General features: G+C 73.7%; 20 protein-coding genes. 13 read left to right on the top strand and 7 right to left on the bottom strand.

The genetic code is table 11. From position 1 onward, the window contains the following. From ACVUH9_RS20850 to hypF, 10 genes are read left to right on the top strand one after another with little or no spacing between them, the layout of a single operon-like run. Entirely contained in the window at positions 1-1062 is a 1062-nt protein-coding gene (locus ACVUH9_RS20850) for an NADH-quinone oxidoreductase subunit B family protein (protein WP_475760500.1), read from the top strand. 9 nt (positions 1063-1071) lie between these two features. Then, positions 1072-2853 (top strand): nickel-dependent hydrogenase large subunit, encoded by a 1782-nt coding sequence (locus ACVUH9_RS20845; RefSeq protein WP_475760498.1) that lies wholly within the window; start codon positions 1072-1074, stop codon positions 2851-2853. After that, positions 2853-4223: a DUF5947 family protein gene (locus ACVUH9_RS20840; protein ID WP_475760496.1), complete on the top strand. Its 1371-nt coding sequence runs from the start codon at positions 2853-2855 to the stop codon at positions 4221-4223. Before ACVUH9_RS20845 ends, ACVUH9_RS20840 begins: the two co-directional genes overlap by 1 nt. Beyond that, complete coding sequence (locus tag ACVUH9_RS20835) at positions 4220-4882, top strand: DUF6084 family protein (protein WP_475760494.1); 663 nt, start codon at positions 4220-4222, stop codon at positions 4880-4882. The genes ACVUH9_RS20840 and ACVUH9_RS20835 overlap by 4 nt, the downstream gene beginning before the upstream one ends. Continuing rightward, entirely contained in the window at positions 4879-6084 is a 1206-nt protein-coding gene (locus tag ACVUH9_RS20830; protein WP_475760492.1) for a hypothetical protein, read from the top strand. The genes ACVUH9_RS20835 and ACVUH9_RS20830 overlap by 4 nt, the downstream gene beginning before the upstream one ends. Next, positions 6081-6611, top strand: a complete 531-nt coding sequence (locus ACVUH9_RS20825; protein WP_475760490.1) for a hydrogenase maturation protease — start codon at positions 6081-6083, stop codon at positions 6609-6611. The genes ACVUH9_RS20830 and ACVUH9_RS20825 overlap by 4 nt, the downstream gene beginning before the upstream one ends. After that, entirely contained in the window at positions 6611-6961 is a 351-nt protein-coding gene (hypA, locus tag ACVUH9_RS20820) for a hydrogenase maturation nickel metallochaperone HypA (RefSeq protein WP_475760488.1), read from the top strand. The genes ACVUH9_RS20825 and hypA overlap by 1 nt, the downstream gene beginning before the upstream one ends. After that, positions 6958-7635 carry a hydrogenase nickel incorporation protein HypB gene (hypB, locus tag ACVUH9_RS20815; protein WP_475760541.1) on the top strand — a complete coding sequence of 226 codons (678 nt, stop codon included), beginning with the start codon at positions 6958-6960 and terminating at the stop codon, positions 7633-7635. Before hypA ends, hypB begins: the two co-directional genes overlap by 4 nt. After that, positions 7632-8816 (top strand): SIS domain-containing protein, encoded by a 1185-nt coding sequence (locus ACVUH9_RS20810; RefSeq protein ID WP_475760486.1) that lies wholly within the window; start codon positions 7632-7634, stop codon positions 8814-8816. The genes hypB and ACVUH9_RS20810 overlap by 4 nt, the downstream gene beginning before the upstream one ends. Next, positions 8813-11260, top strand: a complete 2448-nt coding sequence (gene hypF / locus ACVUH9_RS20805; protein ID WP_475760484.1) for a carbamoyltransferase HypF — start codon at positions 8813-8815, stop codon at positions 11258-11260. The genes ACVUH9_RS20810 and hypF overlap by 4 nt, the downstream gene beginning before the upstream one ends. 125 nt (positions 11261-11385) lie before the next feature. Here hypF and trxA read toward each other — a convergent pair whose 3' ends face one another. The 5 genes from trxA to otsB form a co-directional block, all read right to left on the bottom strand. Continuing rightward, positions 11386-11709 (bottom strand): thioredoxin, encoded by a 324-nt coding sequence (gene trxA, locus ACVUH9_RS20800; RefSeq protein WP_475760482.1) that lies wholly within the window; start codon positions 11707-11709, stop codon positions 11386-11388. A 227-nt stretch (positions 11710-11936) separates the two neighbouring features. Beyond that, on the bottom strand, positions 11937-12746 hold the full coding sequence (locus tag ACVUH9_RS20795) for a polyprenol monophosphomannose synthase (RefSeq protein ID WP_475760479.1): 810 nt from the start codon (positions 12744-12746) through the stop codon (positions 11937-11939). 110 nt (positions 12747-12856) lie between these two features. Continuing rightward, positions 12857-13897, bottom strand: coding sequence for a glycosyltransferase (locus ACVUH9_RS20790; protein ID WP_475760477.1), 1041 nt, complete (start codon positions 13895-13897; stop codon positions 12857-12859). A gap of 5 nt (positions 13898-13902) precedes the next feature. After that, entirely contained in the window at positions 13903-14433 is a 531-nt protein-coding gene (locus tag ACVUH9_RS20785) for a hypothetical protein (RefSeq protein ID WP_475760475.1), read from the bottom strand. Next, positions 14430-15239, bottom strand: a complete 810-nt coding sequence (gene otsB / locus ACVUH9_RS20780) for a trehalose-phosphatase (protein ID WP_475760473.1) — start codon at positions 15237-15239, stop codon at positions 14430-14432. Before otsB ends, ACVUH9_RS20785 begins: the two co-directional genes overlap by 4 nt. Positions 15240-15249: 10 nt before the next feature. Between otsB and ACVUH9_RS20775 the strand changes: the two genes are divergently transcribed. The 3 genes from ACVUH9_RS20775 to ACVUH9_RS20765 all read left to right on the top strand — a co-directional run bounded on the left by ACVUH9_RS20775 (position 15250) and on the right by ACVUH9_RS20765 (position 16768). After that, entirely contained in the window at positions 15250-16035 is a 786-nt protein-coding gene (locus tag ACVUH9_RS20775) for a sulfite exporter TauE/SafE family protein (RefSeq protein WP_475760471.1), read from the top strand. 96 nt (positions 16036-16131) lie between these two features. Next, positions 16132-16443, top strand: a complete 312-nt coding sequence (locus ACVUH9_RS20770) for a nucleotidyltransferase family protein (protein ID WP_475760469.1) — start codon at positions 16132-16134, stop codon at positions 16441-16443. Then, positions 16388-16768 carry a HepT-like ribonuclease domain-containing protein gene (locus ACVUH9_RS20765; protein WP_475760467.1) on the top strand — a complete coding sequence of 127 codons (381 nt, stop codon included), beginning with the start codon at positions 16388-16390 and terminating at the stop codon, positions 16766-16768. The genes ACVUH9_RS20770 and ACVUH9_RS20765 overlap by 56 nt, the downstream gene beginning before the upstream one ends. 9 nt (positions 16769-16777) lie before the next feature. Here ACVUH9_RS20765 and ACVUH9_RS20760 read toward each other — a convergent pair whose 3' ends face one another. Both ACVUH9_RS20760 and ACVUH9_RS20755 read right to left on the bottom strand, forming a co-directional pair. Continuing rightward, positions 16778-17941 (bottom strand): winged helix DNA-binding domain-containing protein, encoded by a 1164-nt coding sequence (locus ACVUH9_RS20760; RefSeq protein WP_475760466.1) that lies wholly within the window; start codon positions 17939-17941, stop codon positions 16778-16780. 10 nt (positions 17942-17951) lie between these two features. Further along, entirely contained in the window at positions 17952-18656 is a 705-nt protein-coding gene (locus ACVUH9_RS20755; protein ID WP_475760464.1) for an antibiotic biosynthesis monooxygenase, read from the bottom strand. Between the last annotated feature and the right edge of the window lie 18 nt (positions 18657-18674).

Genomic DNA, 18674 nt, shown 5'->3' with positions numbered 1-18674 from the left:
ATGGGAACGGTCGAATTCACCCCCAAGCAGGCGGAGACGGAGGCGGTCACGGCGCACGTGCTGTGGATGACCGTCGGGCTCTCCTGCGAGGGCGACTCGGTGGCGATGACCTCGGCCACCAACCCGAGCCTCGAGGACATCATCACCGGGGCGATCCCGGGGATGCCCAAGGTCGTGGTCCACAACCAGGTGCTCGCCTACGAGTACGGCGAGGACTACGTCCAGGCGTGGTACGACGCCGAGGAGGGCAAGCTCGACCCGTTCGTGCTGATCGTCGAGGGCTCGCTCGGCAACGAGCAGCTCAGCGGCGCCGGCTACTGGACGGGCTTCGGCGTCAACCGCTCGACCGGGCAGCCGATCACCACCAACGAGTGGGTCGACCGGCTGGCCCCGAAGGCGGCGGCGGTCGTCGCGGTCGGGACCTGCGCGACCTACGGCGGGATCCCCGCGATGCGGAACAACCCGACCGGCGCGATGGGCGTCCGCGACTACCTCGGCTGGAAGTGGCGGTCGAAGGCCGGGATCCCGGTCGTCAACATCCCCGGCTGCCCGGCCCAGCCGGACAACACCACCGAGATGCTGGTCCACCTGGCCTTCGCGCTCGCGGGGGCCGGCCCGGTCCCGGAGCTCGACGAGGCGGGGCGCCCGGTCTCGCTGTTCGGACGGACCACCCACGAGAGCTGCAACCGCGCCGCCTTCTACGAGTCCGGCAACTTCGCCACCGAGTACGGCTCCGACCACCGCTGCCTGGTCAAGCTCGGCTGCAAGGGCCCGGTCGTCAAGTGCAACGTGCCGCTGCGCGGCTGGCAGAGCGGGATGGGCGGTTGCCCCAACGTCGGCGGCATCTGCATGGCCTGCACGATGCCCGGCTTCCCCGACAAGTACATGCCGTTCATGGAGGAGGACCCGATGGGTCGCCTCTCCTCGGGGGTCGCGAAGTTCAGCTACGGCCCGCTCCTGCGCTGGGGCCGCAACCTCAACATCAAGCGCAAGTACGACAAGGAGCCCGAGTGGCGGCACAACCGTCCCGAGCTCACGACCGGCTACCAGAAGCGTTGGTGAGGAGACCCCATGGCCACCACCGAGAAGCCCGGCAACCAGCAGAAGGTCGTCGTCAAGCAGATGTCGTGGGACCCGATCACGAGGATCGTCGGGTCGCTGGGCATCCACACGGAGATCGACTTCACCAACCAGCAGGTCCTCAAGTGCTGGTCGACGTCGATGATCTTCCGCGGCTTCGACATCTTCATGAAGGGGATCGACCCGCGCGACGCCCACTTCATCACCAGCCGGATCTGCGGGATCTGCGGCGACAACCACTGCACCTGCTCGTGCCTGAACCAGAACATGGCCTACGGGGTCAAGCCGCCGAAGCTCGGCGACTACGCGTTCAACCTGGCCGAGTCGGCGGACTTCATGTTCGACCACGCGATCTACAACGACTGCATGGCCAACGTCGACTACTCCGAGCAGATGGTCAAGGAGACCAACCCCACGGTCCTGGCGAAGGCCGAGCAGACGCCCGCGCCGCACCACGAGATCCACGGCTACAAGACGATCGCCGACATCATGCGCGCGCTCAACGCGTTCACCGGCGACTTCTACCTCGAGACGCTCCAGGTCGCCCGCTACACGCGCGAGATGTACTGCCTGTTCGGCGGCCGCCACACGCACCCCTCGACGATCCTGCCGGGCGGCTGCAGCGCCGACATCACCCAGCAGACGCTGACGGAGTACTACGTGCGGCTGATGCGGTACGTCGACTACTGCAAGCGCACGGTGCCGATGCACGACGACCTCTACGACTTCTTCTACGAGGCGCTGCCCGGCTACGAGCAGGTCGGCCTGCGGAAGACCGACCTGATCTGCTGGGGCGCGTTCGACGACCCCCAGCACGTCGACTACAACTACCGCAACATGACCGAGTGGGGCCGGCACCGGTTCGTCACCCCCGGTCTGGTCTTCGACGGCGAGCTGATCACCACCGACCTGGTCGAGATCAACCTCGCGATCCGGATCCTGCTCGGCTCCTCGTACTTCGACGACTGGGCCGGCAAGCAGGCGCCGTTCGTCACCCAGGACCCGCTCGGCAACCCGGTCGACCCGCGCCACCCGTGGAACAAGGTCACGCTGCCCAAGCCGCAGGCCCGCGACTTCGGCGACAAGTACTCGTGGGTCGCCTCGCCGCGGATGTACGACGCGCGCAACGACCGCTACGTCGCCAACGACACCGGCGGCGGCCCGTTCGCCCGCCAGTGGGTGACGGCGAAGGCCGGCCTGCTCGACATCGGCTACCTCAAGGCGACCGGCGAGTCGCTGAAGATGGTCCTGCCGAAGACCGGGTTCCTGCCCGAGACCGAGCTCGAGTGGAAGATCCCGCCGTGGTCGAACGCGATCGAGCGACAGCGGGCCCGGACCTACCACCAGGCCTACTCGGCGCTCGTCGCCCTCCACTGCCTCGAGATGGCGCAGGCCGAGGTCCGCGCGGGGCGGACCAAGAGCTGGGGCGACTTCACCGTGCCGGAGGAGGCGATCAGCGTCGGCTTCCACGAGGCCGCGCGCGGGGTGCTCTCGCACCACATGGTGATCCGCGAGGGCAAGATCGCCAACTACCAGCCGTACCCGCCGACCCCCTGGAACGCGAGCCCGCGTGACAGCTACGGCACGCCGGGGCCCTACGAGGACGCCGTCGAGAACACGCCGATCTTCGAGGAGAACGGACCGGAGGGCTTCAAGGGGGTGGACATCATGCGCGCGGTCCACTCGTTCGACCCGTGCCTGCCGTGTGGCGTGCACATGTACGGCCGCGGCAAGGTCCGCAAGGTGGTGCACACGCCGACCGGGATGGCCTGATGCCCGATCCCGCCGAGGAGGTCGCTGAGGACGTCGCGGAGGAGGTCGCGGAGGAGGTCGCGGAGCTGCGGGCGCACGTCGACGAGCTGCTCGAGATGTACGACGACGGCCTGCGCCGGATCGACGCCGTGCTCGACGACCGCCAGCGGGCCACGCTCGCCGAGGACCCGGTCGTGGCCAGCGTGCTGCTGCTGCACGGGCTCTACCCGGTGCCGTTGGAGCAGCGCGTGCTGGAGGCGCTCGAGGAGGTCCGCCCCTACCTCGAGTCGCACGACGGCGACGTCGAGCTGGTCGCGCTGGAGGCGGGCGTGGCACGGCTGCGGCTGACGGGCAGCTGCCACGGCTGCGGGGCGTCGGCCGCGACGCTCGAGCTGGCGATCGAGGAGGCGCTGGCCGCGGCCGCGCCGGACCTGCGCGGGCTCGAGGTCGAGGGCGTCGCCGAGCCCGTCCACCTGACCCCGCGCTCGACCGGCGCCGAGCAGCGCGAGTGGCTGGTGCTGGCCGACGCCGACCAGATCGCCCGCGGGGCCCACGTCGCCCACGCCCCGGACCTGCTGCTGGCCAACGTCGCCGGCACCCTGCTCGCCTACCGCGACCGCTGCGCTGGCTGCCCGGCCCCACTCTCCGGCGGGATGCTCGTCGGCGGCACGCTGACCTGCGCCAGCTGCGGGCGGCAGTACGACCTGCCGCGGGCCGGACGCGAGCGCGACGGCGACCTCCAGCTGGAGCCGGTCCCGCTGCTGCGCGGGGACGGCGAGGTCAAGGTCGCGGTCCCCGCCGGCGCGACGGCCAAGGCCGACGCGACCCACGGCGACGACGGCCACTGCGAGCTCTGCCCGGTCGGCCTGGCCGAGGACCACCGGCATCTGCTCGACCTCGAGCAGCGGCGGATCGTCTGCGTCTGCGAGACCTGCTGGTCGTCGCACTCCGGCGACGCCCGCTACCGCCCGACCGGCGGACGGACGCTGTGGCTGGAGGACTTCGTGCTCGACGACGACGTCTGGGCGGGCTTCCAGATCCCGATCGGGCTCGCGTTCATGCTCCGCAGCGGCCTGACCGACGAGGTCGTGATCCTCTACCCGTCGCCGGCCGGGGTCACGGAGTCCGAGCTCGACACGCTCGCGTGGGCTCGGATGGTGACCGACAACCCGGTCCTCGACGGCCTGGTGCCCGACGCCGAGGCGCTGATCGTCAACCGCCTCGCCGGCCCGGACGGCCCGCACCAGTACGCGATCGCCCCGCTCGACGAGTGCTACCGGCTGGTCGGGATGATCAAGTCGCGGTGGTCGGGGATCTCCGGGGGACCGGAGCTGACGGCGACCGTCGCCGAGTTCTTCGCCGGCCTGCGGACGATGGCGGTGGCGGCATGAGTGTCGCCGCCGAGCGCGTCTCGACCGACCCGGTCTTCCGGGTGCTCGACGTCACGCCGGTCCCGCACGCGGCCGCACCGACGCTCGCCTTCGCGCTGCACGTCTCCGACCCGGAGGGCCGCCCGGTCCACGCGCTAGCGCTGACCGCCCAGGTCCAGATCGACCCGGCCCGGCGGACCTACGACGACGAGACCCGCGCGCGGCTGATCGACCTCTTCGGCGCCCCCGAGCGGTGGGCGGCGACGACCCACAGCTTCCGCTGGGCGCAGGTCGACGTGCTCGTCCCCGGCTTCACCGGCGCCCGCTCGTTCGATCTGACGCTGCCGTGCAGCTACGACCTCGAGCTGGCCGCCGTCAAGTACTTCTACTCGCTGCCCGACGGCCTGGTCCCGCTCTCGTTCCACTTCACCGGGATGGTGCTCTACGCCGGCGACGAGGACCGGCTGCAGGTCGCCCAGGTCCCGTGGAGCTGCTCCGCCCAGTGGCTGATGCCGGTCGAGCGCTGGCGACAGGCGATCCGCGCCTTCTACCCCGAGGGCGGCTGGGTGCGGCTGACGCAGGCGACGCTCGACGACCTGATCGCCCGCCGGTCCGCGCGCGGCGACCACGACTTCGACCAGACCGTCAGCGGCCTGCTCGCCGGGGAGGGATCGCCGTGAGCGAGGTCGAGGAGCTCGTCGACACGCTGCTCTACGAGGGCTACGCGCTCTACCCCTACACCCCCGGGGCGACCAAGAACGCGACGCCGACGCCGTTCGGGATCGTCTACCCGCCGGTCTACGCGGTCCCGACGCCGACGACCTTCGACCACCTGCGGATGCCCGGGATCGTCGAGGCCGGAGCGGGGGCGACGCTGGCCCTCAGCGTCCGATTCCTCCAGGCCAGCGGGGTCCGCCACGAGGCGGTCGCCCGCCGGGTCGACCTGCCCGCGACCTCGCTCGAGGCGCTCGAGGCCGGCCGCGTCGGCGTCACCTTCGACTTCGACGGGCTGCGGGGCCGGGTCGCGATGAACGCCCAGGCGCTCGCCGGCGGGTTGGTGCGGATCACCACCTGCGTCCACAACACGACCGCGGTCCCCGACGGGCTCGCCCGCGGCGACGCGCTGGTCCACAGCCTGCTCTCGACCCACGTCGTCGCGACCGTCACCGACGGGCGCTTCGCGTCGCCCAGCGCACCCCCGGCCCACGCCACCGGCGCGGTGATGACCTGCGTCGCCGTCAACACCTTCCCGGTCCTCGCCTCCGACGCCGACGACGTGCTGCTCGGGGCGGCGATCGTGCTGCCCGACCACCCCCGGATCGCCCCCGAGTCCCACGGCTCGCTGTTCGACTCGACCGAGATCGAGGAGGCGCTGCGGCTGCACCTGCTGGCGCTCTCCGACGACGAGCGACGCGAGATCCAGGAGCACGACCCGGCGCTGCGGACGATGCTCGAGCGGGCGATCGCGTCGGCCCCGCAGGACCTCGCGTCGCTGCGCGGCCGGATCACGGTCGGCGATCCGGCGGCGGCCCCTGGAGCCGGTGCCGGCACGCCCGCCTTCGGCACCGAGGCCGACGCGGAGATCCGCGGCGAGCAGCAGGCGCGGCTCGCCGACGGGACGATCGTGCGGCGCGGCGACCACGTCCGCCTGCTCGTCGGCACGGCCCGTCCCGCCCCCGAGCCCGACGCGCCCCCGGCCGCCCACCACGCGCAGGACCACCTGCTCACCGGCCGGACGGCGACGATCGAGCGGATCTACGTCGACTACGACGACCACGTCCACCTCTGCGTGACCGTCGACGACGACCCCGGCCAGGCGCTGATGCGCGAGATCGGCCGCTACCTGTACTTCAAGACCGACGAAGTGGAAGTGGTCGGATGAGCAGCAACGCGCAGCCCGCGGTCCCCGCCAAGCAGATCCTGGTCGCCGGGGTCGGCAACGCCTGGCTGCAGGACGACGCCTTCGGCGGCGCGTGCGCGCGACGGCTGGAGACCCACGGCGTGCCCGAGGGCGTCACGGTGATGGACTTCGGCACCAACGGCCTCGACCTCGCCTACGAGCTGATCCGCGGCTACGACGCGCTCGTCCTGCTCGACGCCAGCCGCCAGGGCGGGGCCCCGGGCACGCTCTACGTGATGGAGTCCGAGCGGGCCGACTTCGCCGGGTCGCTGCGGGACGGCGAGAACATCGACCCGCACGACATGAACCCGCACACCGTCCTGCGGTTCGTCAGCGCGGTCGGGGGCTGGCCGGGCAGGGTGCTGGTGATCGCCTGCGAGCCGGGCGAGACCGACGAGCCCGGGTTCGGCCTGACCCCGCAGGTCGAGGCGGCCGTCGACGCGGCGGTCGGCGTCGTGCTCGAGACGGTCGCCGAGCTCCAGGACGACGCGGCCTACGGGCGGGCCTGATGCACGAGCTGTCGATCGCCAGCGCCGTCGTCGACACGGCGATCCGTCACGCCAGCGGGCGCCGCGTCTCGCTGGTCAGCGTCCGCGCGGGCCGGCTGCGCCAGGTGGTGCCCGAGTCGCTGCGGTTCTACTTCGGGATCGTCTCGCGAGAGACCCTCGTCGAGGACGCGCGGCTCGAGCTCGAGCTGGTCCCCGCCCGGCTCGGGTGCCGCGCCTGCGCGCACGCGTGGGACGTCGAAGCGCCGTCGTTCCGCTGCCCGGAGTGCGGGAGCGTGGACGTCGCCGTGCGCACCGGCGACGAGCTGGAAGTCGCGTCGATCGAGGTGGAGGAGTCCCCGTGCACCGCATGAAGGTCCGGATCGTCGAGGACGCCCTCGACGCCAACAACACGATCGCGCGCGCCAACCGCGCCGACTTCGACCGCCACGGGGTGACGGTCGTCAACCTGATGAGCGCCCCCGGGTCGGGCAAGACGACGCTGCTGGAGCGGGCGCTGGCGGGCTGGCCCGACGGCCCCCGGATCGGCGTGCTCGAGGGTGACGTGGCCGGCTCGCTCGACGCCGACCGGCTCGCCCACCACCACATCCCGGTGGTCCAGCTGAACACCGACAACGGCTTCGGCGGCGAGTGCCACCTCGACGCCAACATGGTCCGCTCGGCGCTCCCCGCGCTGCCGCTCGACGAGATCGACGTGCTGATCGTCGAGAACGTCGGCAACCTCGTCTGCCCGGCCGAGTTCCGGATCGGCGAGGACGTGCGGGTCATGGTCGCCTCGGTCGCCGAGGGCGACGACAAGCCGCTCAAGTACCCGCTGATGTTCCGCGCCTGCGAGCTGGTGGTGATCAACAAGATCGACCTGCTGGAGCACGTCGACTTCGACATGGACCACTTCCTCTACCACCTCGACGGCGTCCATCCGGGGGTCGCGTCGCTGCCGACCAGCGCCCGGACCGGCGAGGGCGTCGACCGCTTCCGCGCGTGGCTCGCGCAGCTGCCCGACCGCCCGGCGGTGGCGACGACATGACCAACGCGGCGGACCCGGCGGCGGCGCAGCTCGATCCGCTGCTGCGCGCCCGGATCGCCGCCAACACCAGCTACTTCGAGGCCGAGGCCGAGCACGTCGCGGTGCTCTGCCACCGGATGGCCGAGCGGTTCGCCCGTGGCGGGCGGCTGCTCGCGTTCGGGGCCGGTCCGGCCGACCGCTCGGACGTACGCCACATCGCCGTCGAGTTCGTCCACCCGGTGATCGTCGGCAAGCGGGCGCTGCCCGCGCTCGGGCTCGATCCGGCCGACGTCGCGCTGCTCGCGACCCCCGACGACATCGCGATCGCCTTCGGGGAGGGACCGGACGTGGTCGCCGCGATCGCCGCCGCACGGACCGGCGGCTGCCTCACGATCGCGTTCGCGGCGGTCGGGGCCGAGCACGAGCTGCCGCCGCCCACGCCCGATCCGTTCGTCGCCCAGGAGCTGGTCGAGACGCTCTACCACGTGCTCTGGGAGCTGGTCCACGTGTTCTTCGAGCACCGCGGGCTGCTCGCGGGGCGGACCGGCGGCACCCAGCACGACAGCGGCGCGTCGAGCTTCCTCTACCCGTTCCTCGCCGAGCAGGAGAGCGACCTCGACAGCGTGCTCACCGACGTGCGCGCGTCTGCCCGGGCCAAGGCGGCCGACATCAACGCGCTGCGGACCCGGACGCTGGCCGAGGGCGGGCGCGAGATCGTCGCCGCCGGACGCGGCCTGCGCGAGCGGCTGCGGGCCGGCGGGACCCTGTTCGCGCTCGGCAACGGCGGCTCGGCGACCGACGCGATGGACGTGGTCGCCGACCTCCGGCATCCGCCCGCGGCCTCCGGGCTGGCGCCGCAGCGGGCGCTGGACCTGACCGAGGACCCGGCGATCCTGACCGCGATCGCCAACGACGTCGGCCACGACGCCGTCTTCGCCCGCCAGATCATCGCCTACGCGAAGCCGGGCGACGCGCTGATCGCGCTCTCGACCAGCGGCGGCTCGGCGAACGTGCTCGCCGCGCTCGAGCAGTGCCACCGCCGCGACGTGCTCGCCGTCGCGCTGGTCGGCTACGACGGCGGCCGGATCCTGGCCGAGTCGCTCGCCGACCACGTGATCGTCGCCCCCAGCGAGCACATCCCGCGGATCCAGGAGGCGCAGGCGACGGTCCTCCACGCGTTCGTCGGGGCGATCGGGACGTGAGCGCGCCGCCCGCCGCCCGCCGCCACGCGGAGATCCGCGTCTCCGGCGTCGTCCAGGGCGTCGGCTTCCGCCCGTTCGTGCTGCGCCGCGCCCGCGAGCTGGCGCTGACCGGCTCGGTGCGCAACGACACCCGCGGCGTGCTCGTCGACGTCGAGGGCGACCCGGCGGCGGTCGCGCGGCTGATCGCCGACCTGCCGCGGCTGGCCCCACCGCTGGCGCGGGTGACCGCGGTCGCCGTCGCCGAGCGGGAGCCGGCGCGGACTCCGGCCGCCACCTTCACGATCGCCGCCTCCGACGGCGGCGGCGAGCCGCAGGCGCTGGTCTCAGCCGACGGCGCCACCTGCGACGCCTGCCTCGCCGAGCTGCGCGACCCGAGCGACCGCCGCTACCGCTACCCGTTCGTCAACTGCACCGACTGCGGGCCGCGCTTCACGATCGTCCGCGGGATCCCGTACGACCGGCCGCGGACGACGATGGCGGGCTTCCGGATGTGCCCGCGCTGCCAGGCCGAGTACGACGATCCGGCGGATCGCCGCTTCCACGCCCAGCCCAACGCCTGCCCGGAGTGCGGGCCACGGACGCGGCTGGTCCGGCTCGACGACGGGAACCAGGTCGCCGCGGCACCGCGCCCCGCTCGCGACCGCGTCGACTCCCGCGACGGCCGGCCCGTGCCGCCCGAATCGGACGCGATCGCGGTGGCCGCGGCACTGCTGCGGACGGGCGCGATCGTCGCCGTCAAGGGCCTCGGCGGCTACCACCTCGCCTGCCGCGCCGACGACGAGCGGGCGGTGGCGACGCTGCGGGCGCGCAAGCACCGCGAGGACAAGCCGTTCGCGGTGATGGCCGCCGACCTGGGCGCGGCCCACGCGCTGGCGGTGCTCGGCCCGGAGGAGGAGGCCCTGCTGACGAGCGCGGCCCGGCCGATCGTGCTCGCACCCCGCCGCGACGGCGCGGACGTCGCCACCGCCGTCGCTCCGGCCCGCCACGAGCTCGGGGTGCTGCTGCCCTACAGCCCGCTCCACCACCTGCTGCTCGCCGACGTCGGGAGCCCGTTGGTGATGACCAGCGGCAACCGCTCCGACGAACCGATCGCCTACCGCGACGAGGACGCCCGCGAGCGGTTGGCCGGGATCGCCGACGCGCTGCTCGTCCACGACCGGCCGATCCACATGCGGACCGACGACTCGGTGACCCGCGTGGCCGCGGGACGCCGGACCGTCCTGCGACGTTCCCGCGGGCTGGTTCCCGAGCGGCTGGCGCTGCCGGTCCCGACGTCGCGGCCGTTGCTGGCCTGCGGCGCGCACCTCAAGAGCACGTTCTGCGTCGCCAAGGGCGACGGCGCCTGGGTCTCGCACCACGTCGGCGACCTCGACGATCCCGCCACCCGCCGGTCGTTCGTCGCGGGGATCGCCCACTTCGAGGCCCTCTTCGCCGTGGCCCCGGAGCTGCTCGTCCACGACCTCCACCCCGACTACGCCTCGACCGCCTACGCGCTCGACCGCGAGGGCGTCGACCTGCTCGCCGTCCAGCACCACCATGCGCACCTGGCCGCGGTCCTCGCCGAGCACGGCTGCGCGCCCGACCAGCGGGCGGTGGGGGCGATCTTCGACGGCTCGGGCCTCGGCCACGACGGCGCCGTCTGGGGCGGCGAGCTGCTGGTCGGCGACCTCCGCACCGCCACCCGAGCGGGGCACCTGGATCCGGTCGCGCTGCCGGGCGGCGATCGCGCGGCCCGGCAGCCGTGGCGGATGGCGGCCGCCTGGCTGGTCGCGGCCGGCGACGCCCCGGCTCCCGGCGACGCCGCGCCCCCAGACCGAGTCGGGCGGCGGGATGCGCCGTCGGGCGGTGGACCGGCCGCGCCGGAGGGCGACACGCCGATGCCCGCCCTGCCCGCCGTGTTGGTCGGGACCGTCGCGCTCGCCGACTGGCGGACCGTCTGCGCGATGGCCGCCCGCGGCTTCGCCTCGCCGCCGACCACGAGCATGGGCCGGCTGTTCGACGCCGTCGCCGCGCTCTGCGGGGTCCGGGCGGTCTGCCGCTACGAGGGCCAGGCCGCGATCGAGCTGGAGGCGCTCGCCGACCCCGGCGAGCGCGGGGCCTACCCGCTGCCTGTCGCGGCCGACGGCACGCTCGACGCCCGGCCGCTGATCCGGGCCGTTGCCGCCGACGTCGCCCGCGGCGTCGGGCCGGCGACCGTCTCCGCCCGCTTCCACCGCTCCGTCGCCCGGGCCACCGCGCTCGTCTGCGCCCAGCTCGCCGGGGCCCACGCGACCGAGATCGTCGTGCTGAGCGGCGGCGTCTTCCAGAACCGGCTGCTGCTGGAGCGGACCGTCGCCGCGCTCGCGGATGCCGGCCTCCGCGTGCTCGTCCCCGAGCGACTGCCGGCCAACGACGGTGCGATCAGCTTCGGCCAGGCCGCGATCGCGGCCGCCACGGTCGGGTGAGCCGCTGCCCCGCCGACCGCCCCGGGTGCGTCGGCCCGACCCGGCTCCGGACGTACGACGGGCCGCGGATTCCGCGGCCCGTCAGGTCCTGCTGCGGCGGGTGAGACCCGCCGGGGGTGAAGTCCTCAGCCGAGGATGCGGTCGATCTCCGCGTTGAGGCGCGGCTTGGGCATGGCGCCCACGATCTGACCGGCCGGCTGACCGTTCTTGAAGACGATCATCGTCGGGATCGACATGATCCCGTACTTGGCGGCCGTCTGCTGGTTGTCGTCGGTGTTGAGCTTGACGACGCGGACGTCCTCACGCTCACCGTCGATCTCCTCCAGCACGGGGCTCACCGCGCGGCACGGGCCGCACCAGGGGGCCCAGAAGTCGACCAGGGTCGCCTGGTCGTGCTCGATGACCTCGGCCTGGAAGTTGGTGTCGGTGACCTCGGGGACGGATGCCATTGCTGCTCCTCGTACGAACGTCGCTGACGCGGGGCGCTGGGCCAGCGCTCTCCACCACTATACAAAATGAAGTGACCCCTGCCAAGGCCGGCTCCGTGACCGTCCCGGGACAAGAGGGACGCCGAGGCTACCGACCCGGGTGAGCCACCGCCAGCGGATCGGCTCCGGCGGCGACGATCGCGGCCGACCGGCGGCTCCCGCCCGTCCTGCGGCGACCCGACCGCCCGCTACTGGCCGGCGGGCGTCTCGACCGGTGCGGTCTCGGTCGCCTCGGCGGGCGCGATCGGGCGCGCCGGCGGCGTCCAGCCCGAGCGCCGCAGCGCGGGCACGAGCGTGATCGCCTCGCGGGCGATCCCGAAGTGCATCTTCGAGCTGCCCGCGGTCCGGTCGCGGAAGACGATCGGGACCTCGACCACCGTCAGCCCCGCCCGGACGGCCCGCCAGGTCAGCTCGACCTGGAACGCGTATCCGACCGAGCGGACCGTCGACAGCTCGATCGTCCGCAGCGCCTCGGCCCGGAAGCACTTGAAGCCGCCGGTCAGGTCGCGGACCTTCAGGCCCAGCGTGCGGCGGGCGTACCACGACCCCCCGCGCGAGATGATCCGTCGCAGCAGGCCCCAGTCGGTGACGCCACCGCCGTCGACGTAGCGCGAGCCGAGCGCCAGGTCGGCCCCGCCCCGGACCGCGTCGAGCAGCCGCGCCAGGTCGCGCGGGTCGTGGGAGAGGTCGGCGTCCATCTCCATCACGTGGGTCGCCCCCGCGGAGAGCGCGACGTCGAAGCCGGCCAGGTAGGCCGGCCCGAGCCCCATCGGCCGGTCGCGGTGCAGGACCTGGACCTCGTCGGGGTGCTCCGCCGCCAGCCGATCGGCGATCTCGCCGGTGCCGTCCGGCGAGCGATCGTCGACGATCAGGATCCGGAAGCCGTCTGGACACGCGGCAGCGAGCGTCTCGCGGGATCGGGCGACCACCGTCTCGACGTTCTCCGCCTCGTCGTACGTGGGAATGACCAACCAGGGGACGTGGGCAACCGCCGCCATCGCCCCCACACGCTAGAGGGTGCCGGCCGAGCAGGCGTTGGGGTGCTCGGCCGACCCCTGCGCCCGCACCCGCCGGCCGGCCGGCACGCGCCCGGCCGCGCGTGTCGGGCTCAGCCGAGCAGGGCCGGCAGCAGCTCGTCGCGGACGACCCGGTCGACCTGCTCGGCGGCGAACCGCTCGGCCAGCAGCGCCCGCACCCGGGTCGCGTCGTCGTCGGTCGCGGTGCGGGCCGCGTCGAGCCCGGTCCGGATCGCCGTCGCCAGCTGCTCCGGGTCGTCGGGACGGTCGACGACCAGCCGCGGGGCCGTCGCCCGCAGCAGGCCCAGCGCCACGTACGCGCCGGGCGCCGTGGTCGTGACCAGCCGGCAGCCCGCCGCCAGCGCCTCGAGCTGGACCAGCCCGTGGTCCTCCCGCCGCGGGGCGCAGACGAACGTCCGCGCCCGCCGCAGCAGGGCCTGGAACGCCGCCCGGTCGAGGACCCCCGCGTCACGGACTCCCTCGCGGACCGGGACCGCCCCGGGCGGAGCGCCGCAGACCACCAGCTGCTCACCGTCGCGGCGTGCCCGGTCCCAGGCCGCGAGCACCCGATCGAGGCCCTTCTTGTGCGGATCCGAGGCGTAGGCGACGGCCGCGACGTCACGCTCGGCCCAGGCGACCGGCGGCGGCCCCAGCTCGATCGGCGGCGGGACGACGATCGCCGGCGGCCGCGGCCGCGGGACCTCGGCCAGCGCCTCCGCCGACTGTGGCACCAGCAACGGGCAGCGGCGCAGCAGCAGCCGCTCGCGCGGGCGCTGCCAGACCCCGTGGCGGCCGGGCCGGTTGGCGGCCATCGCCGCGTCGATCCGGATCGCGCCCGGCTGCGGCCACAGCAGCGCCGCCCCGACGCTGCCGTAGAGGACGGCGCGCGGCCGGTGGGCCCGGAGGCCGTCCTGAGCCGCCCGCCGGGCCACCACGGCCCAGGTCAGGTCGGTCAGGGCCATCGTCCGGACCGCGCGGGGCGCGGACGGACGGACGACGACGATCCGGGCCCCGGCACGCTCGATCGAGGCCGCGAGCGCGTCGTCGACCGCCCGCAGCCCAGGGGTCGAGCCGAGCGAGACGAACAGCAGGTCGGCGGGGAGCGCGGCGTTCCGCGTCACGGTCGGCGACACCGGGATCAGACGCCGGCGCGGCGCTTGTGCTCAGGGCGATCGCGGCGCAGGCCGGGCAGCCGGATCAGCTTCAGCGGCGCGACCATGCTCGTCTTCTCGACCCGGAACTCGACGCCGTCGCGCTCCTCGATCGCCTGGACCGCGTGCTCCTGCTTGCGCCAGGCGAGCGCCCAGATCAGCAGGAACCCGGTCGCGACGCCCGCGACCGGCGGCACGACGAAGACCGCCGCCCCCGACAGCACCGTCACCACGAACAGCGGCCAGAGCCGGTTGAGCAGCGTGCGGATCGGCCGCGGCTCCGGGATCTGCTCGACCGAGCGCGCGTCGGCGAGGACCCGCGCGATCTGCGGGTTGGTCTCGTCGTGGCGACCGAGGTTGACGCCGATCACCATCGCGACCGCCCACCAGACGCCGGAGACCAGGACTGGCACCACCTCCCCGCTGGCGCTCGCGTCGAGCACCACCAGCAGGGCCAGCACGGACGCGGACCCGCCGGAGAGCAGGACGGTCGAGTGGAGCAGTTGGCGAAAGGTCATGGGCGCAGCAGCTCCTGCAGCAGATCGCGGACTCCGTCGGGACCGGCGACCACCAGGTCGGCGGCCTCGGCGACGACGGCCGGGGACTCGTCGTCGCGCGCGGCGACGCACACGGCCGTCTCGATGATCCCGGCCTCGCGCAGTTCGCGCAATCCGACGAACGCGTCGACGTCGGTGTGGTCGTCGCCCGCGTAGAGCCCGCCGCGGTAGGCGCCGTCACCGAGCAGCCAGCGGATCGCGGCCCCCTTGTCGAAGGCGACGGGCGGCCGCAGCTCGAGCACCATCCGGCCCCCGTGGAGGGCCAGCCCGGCGACGACCGCGGCCATGCCCAGCTCGCCGGCGATCCGCTCGGCCTCGGCCTCGTCGGCCGCGCCCCGCCAGTGAAGCGCCTGGATCGGCCCCTTGTCCTCGCGCCAGATCCCCGCGGCGGTCGCGGCCGACCGTTCGTCCAGCAGCCGTTCGGCGAGCGCCCGCACCCGCGGCTCCCACTCGGCCACCTCCGGGCGCATCTCGACCCCCGAGGTGCCGCGGCGGAGCAGCTCGGCGCCGTGGTTGCCGACGTACGAGAGCTCGTCGAGGCCAACGATCTCGCGGGCGTCGGCGGCCCGTCGACCGCTGACGCAGGCGACCAGCCCGTAGCGGGCCGCGAGCGCCGCGAGCAGCTGCTTCGTGACCGCGGGGACGGCTGTCTCCGAAGCGTGCCGGGTGATCGGCGCCAGCGTCCCGTCGACGTCGAGCAACACGGCGGAGCGCTCCGGCGCAGCACGCAGGGGCGCGACCAGGTCGTCGAGCCGGTCGTCGTTCACCCGACCTAGTATGCCCTCCGTGGACCGTCGTCGCCGGACCCTCGTGATCGCCGGCATCGGAACCCTCGCCGGCCTCTTCAGTGGCCTCTTCGGGGTCGGCGGCGGCGTCGTGATGGTCCCGCTGCTGATCCTGCTGCTCAAGATGGGCGAGCGGCAGGCGACGGCGACCTCGCTGGCGGCGATCGTGCTGATCGCCGCAGCCGCGACCGTCACCCACGGCGCGTACGGCACGGTGCACCTGATCGAGGGACTGGTCGTCGGCGTGCCGGCGCTCGCCGGCGTGCTCGCCGGGACCGCGCTCCAGCAGCGGATCCCCGCCCGCCGGGTCTCGTTGCTGTTCGCCGTGCTGCTGGTCGCGGTCGCGATCTCGATGGCGGTCGGGACCGGCGACGCCGAGCCGAGCGGGACCGTCACGCGCGATCTCGGCCACATCCTGCTCGCCGGGCTCTTCGGCGTCGCGGCGGGGGTCGTCTCCGGGCTGCTCGGCGTCGGCGGCGGGACCCTCTTCGTGCCGGGCCTGGTCTACGTGCTCGGGCTCGGGCAGGTCCAGGCCGAGGCGACGTCGCTGCTGGCGATCGTGCCCGTCTCGCTGGTCGGCGCCTGGAGCCAGCACCGCTACGGCAACCTCGACCTGCGGATCGCCCTGACGATGGGCACGCTGGCGATCCCGGGCGCCCTGCTCGGGGTCGTGCTCGCCCATGCGCTGCCGGGCCGGGTGCTCCAGGTCGCGTTCGCCCTGCTGATCCTCTTCGTCGCCCAGAACCTCGCGCGGCGCGGCCTCCGCGCGCACGACTGACGAGCGTCGCCGGCCCGTTGCTCCAGTGGTGCAGCGCGGCTGGCGGTCACCCTGGTCGGGTTGGAGCGACGCACCACGGCCGCTAGCATGCGCTGCATGCCTGACCGTCGCGAAGACATCTTCGATGTCGCGCGTCTCCGCGACCGCCGGGCGGAGATCTTGCGACGGGCGGCCGTCCACGGCGCCCGGAACGTTCGGGTGTTCGGCTCCGTCGCACCCAACACCGCGACGCCCGCGAGCGACATCGACCTCCTCGTCGAGATGGACTCCGGGCGAAGCTTGCTGGACCTGATCGCGCTGAACCAGGACCTCGAAGAGGTCCTCGGAAGACGCGTCGACGTCCTAAGCGAAGGTGCCGTACACGGGCTGCTGCGCGAGCGGATCGATAGCGAAGCCGTGCGGCTGTGAAGGATTCCGGAATCGTCCTCCGCACATCCTCGACGCCATCAGCAGGATCACGGAGTACACCGACGATGGCCGACAGGCGTTCGTAGACGACGGCAAGACCCAGGACGCGGTGATCCGCAACCTCGAGATCATCGGTGAGGCGGTCAAGGCCCTTCCCGCAGCAGCTCGTTCCGCGGAACCGGACATCCCGTGGAAGCAGATCGCGGGAATGCGGGACAAGCTGATCCACGCGTACTTCGGCGTCGATCTCGAGCTGGTGTGGGAGGTCGTGGAACATCGCCTTCCTCCCCTGCAGGGTGCCGTTCAACGGCTCCTCGACGCCTGAGCGTCGCCGTCAGGCGCTCAGCTCGCGCTCCAGCGGGGTCCGGAAGCGCGGCTTCACGATCCGCCCGCCGAGCCAGGCGCGGAGCCGCTCGGCCTCGGCCTCGATCGCCCGCGTCGCGTCCTCCCCGAGCGGCTCGAGCCCGCGCCAGGCGATCGCCCCGTCGGGCCGGACCGCCCAGCCGCCGACGACCCGGCCGTCCCACCAGACCGTCGGACCGACGTTGCCGGTGCGGTCGAAGAGCGCCGGGCGGTGCTCCGCCGGCAGGTACCAGTCACGGTGTTTGTAGCCCATCGTCGTCGGGTCCAGCGCCGGCAGCAGCGCCGCCCACGGCTCGGGCTCGGCGACCGGCTCGAGGTCGTCGGCCAGCAGGATCCCGACCGCGCCGCCCAGGTCGACCGTGACCGTCGCGCAGGCCGCGAGCGCCTTCCGCACGTCCCCGGCGGTCCAGCCCGTCCACCAGATCAGGTCCTCCTCGGTCGCCGGCCCGAAGGCGGCCAGCCACCGCCGGACCAGCTCGACCTGGGCGTCCGCGACCGCGACCACGGGCCGCTCGTCGCCCGCAGACCAGCGGTACTGGCCGGCGGTCCAGCTCCCCAGCGGCCGGCGCCGCACGACCCGGTCCTCCATCCCGAGCACCATCAGCAGCCGCGACCCGACGCCCTGCTTGGCCTCGTACGGCTTGCCCGCCGAGACCGTGATCTGGGTCCGGAAGTCGGGGACCGCCGCGCCGAGCTCGGCCGCGCTGGCCTCCCCGAGCTCGGCCAGGGCGGCGACCACCTCGCGCTCGACCCGCTCGAGCCAGGCGTCGTCGAAGCCGCCGGTCGCCACGAAGTCCCGCAGCAGCTTGCGCTCGCGGACCGCGATCTTGCGGGTCGTCGACGCCGACACGACCGCGGCCAGCTCGTCCGGCACCACGAAGATCGTGCGCCGCATCCCGTGCATCCGGGCCAGCGTCCGGCGCGCGTAGAGCGCGTCCTCGATCGCCGCCGGACCGACCTCGGGCGTCGTCCGCGCGGCGACCGCGAGGAAGACGCTCGCCGGATCGGAGGCGTGCAGCACGAGCAGCGCCTCCGCCACCGCCTCCGGGCTCGTCACTCGCATCCCCGGGAGCAGGCGGTGGCGGTGCGCCAGCCGGGCCCGTCGCTGGGCCGCGCCGATCGCCGGGCCGCTCACGTCGGCTCTCTCAGTCCTGCCACCAGCCCTGGATGATCTCGCCGTCGCCGGGGTGCCGCGCGCCGACCGCCAGCAGCTCGAGGCCGTCGGGGCCTGCCTCGAAGCAGCGGGTCAGCTCGGGACCGACGCGCACGAGGTCGTGCGCGGCGAGCTCCCGGATCTCGTCCTCGATCCGGATCCGTCCGCCGCCGGAGACGACCAGGTACAGCTCCTCGGCCTCGCCGTGGCGGTGCCCGAACGGCTGCCGCACGTTCGCCGGGAGCCGGTAGTGCCCGAGCCCGAGCTGCTCCAGCGCGAAGTCCTCGCGCGGGAAGCGGGCCTCGCCCATGGCGGCCAGGCCGAACTTCGGCGCCATGTCCTCGACGTCGAGCAGGTTGCGGTGCGTGTATCCGGCCTTCGGCGCGCCCAGCATCCCGACGCCCCCGACCGGGACCAGCTCGGTTCGGCGCGGCGGGGTCGCCGGGTCGAGCAGGGCCAGGACCTTGGCCACGGCCGGATCGTCCTTCGCGGGGACCGCCGCGTCGAGCAGCTCCTGCGAGCGCCAGCGCTCGTCGACGCAGACCCGGTCCGGCGCGTCCGCGACCCGGCTGACCACGTACTGCTCGCAGCCAGGAGTGCCCTGGAGCCCCTTGGCGGCGGCCAGCAGCTCGGCCGCCAACGCCTCGCCCTCGCCCGGCTTGGCGGTGAACTCCATGTGGCGTGCGACGGTCGTCATGCTGCAGAGCGTGACACC

It is taken from the genome of Patulibacter ginsengiterrae, assembly GCF_056269115.1.
Note: the sequence above shows the minus strand (reverse complement) of the source record. Positions and strands in the feature narration are given on the sequence as shown.

What these genes read in the sequence shown, in the direction of transcription:
- ACVUH9_RS20785 (WP_475760475.1), bottom strand. Translation starts at nt 14,433, where the DNA reads ATGACCTTTCGCCAACTGCTCCACTCGACCGTCCTGCTCTCCGGCGGG.
- ACVUH9_RS20835 (WP_475760494.1), top strand. Translation starts at nt 4,220, where the DNA reads ATGAGTGTCGCCGCCGAGCGCGTCTCGACCGACCCGGTCTTCCGGGTG.
- hypB (WP_475760541.1), top strand. Translation starts at nt 6,958, where the DNA reads ATGAAGGTCCGGATCGTCGAGGACGCCCTCGACGCCAACAACACGATC.
- ACVUH9_RS20850 (WP_475760500.1), top strand. Translation starts at nt 1, where the DNA reads ATGGGAACGGTCGAATTCACCCCCAAGCAGGCGGAGACGGAGGCGGTC.
- ACVUH9_RS20775 (WP_475760471.1), top strand. Translation starts at nt 15,250, where the DNA reads ATGCCCTCCGTGGACCGTCGTCGCCGGACCCTCGTGATCGCCGGCATC.
- ACVUH9_RS20840 (WP_475760496.1), top strand. Translation starts at nt 2,853, where the DNA reads ATGCCCGATCCCGCCGAGGAGGTCGCTGAGGACGTCGCGGAGGAGGTC.
- ACVUH9_RS20845 (WP_475760498.1), top strand. Translation starts at nt 1,072, where the DNA reads ATGGCCACCACCGAGAAGCCCGGCAACCAGCAGAAGGTCGTCGTCAAG.
- ACVUH9_RS20825 (WP_475760490.1), top strand. Translation starts at nt 6,081, where the DNA reads ATGAGCAGCAACGCGCAGCCCGCGGTCCCCGCCAAGCAGATCCTGGTC.
- ACVUH9_RS20795 (WP_475760479.1), bottom strand. Translation starts at nt 12,746, where the DNA reads ATGGCGGCGGTTGCCCACGTCCCCTGGTTGGTCATTCCCACGTACGAC.
- trxA (WP_475760482.1), bottom strand. Translation starts at nt 11,709, where the DNA reads ATGGCATCCGTCCCCGAGGTCACCGACACCAACTTCCAGGCCGAGGTC.
- hypA (WP_475760488.1), top strand. Translation starts at nt 6,611, where the DNA reads ATGCACGAGCTGTCGATCGCCAGCGCCGTCGTCGACACGGCGATCCGT.
- ACVUH9_RS20755 (WP_475760464.1), bottom strand. Translation starts at nt 18,656, where the DNA reads ATGACGACCGTCGCACGCCACATGGAGTTCACCGCCAAGCCGGGCGAG.
- ACVUH9_RS20810 (WP_475760486.1), top strand. Translation starts at nt 7,632, where the DNA reads ATGACCAACGCGGCGGACCCGGCGGCGGCGCAGCTCGATCCGCTGCTG.
- ACVUH9_RS20770 (WP_475760469.1), top strand. Translation starts at nt 16,132, where the DNA reads ATGCCTGACCGTCGCGAAGACATCTTCGATGTCGCGCGTCTCCGCGAC.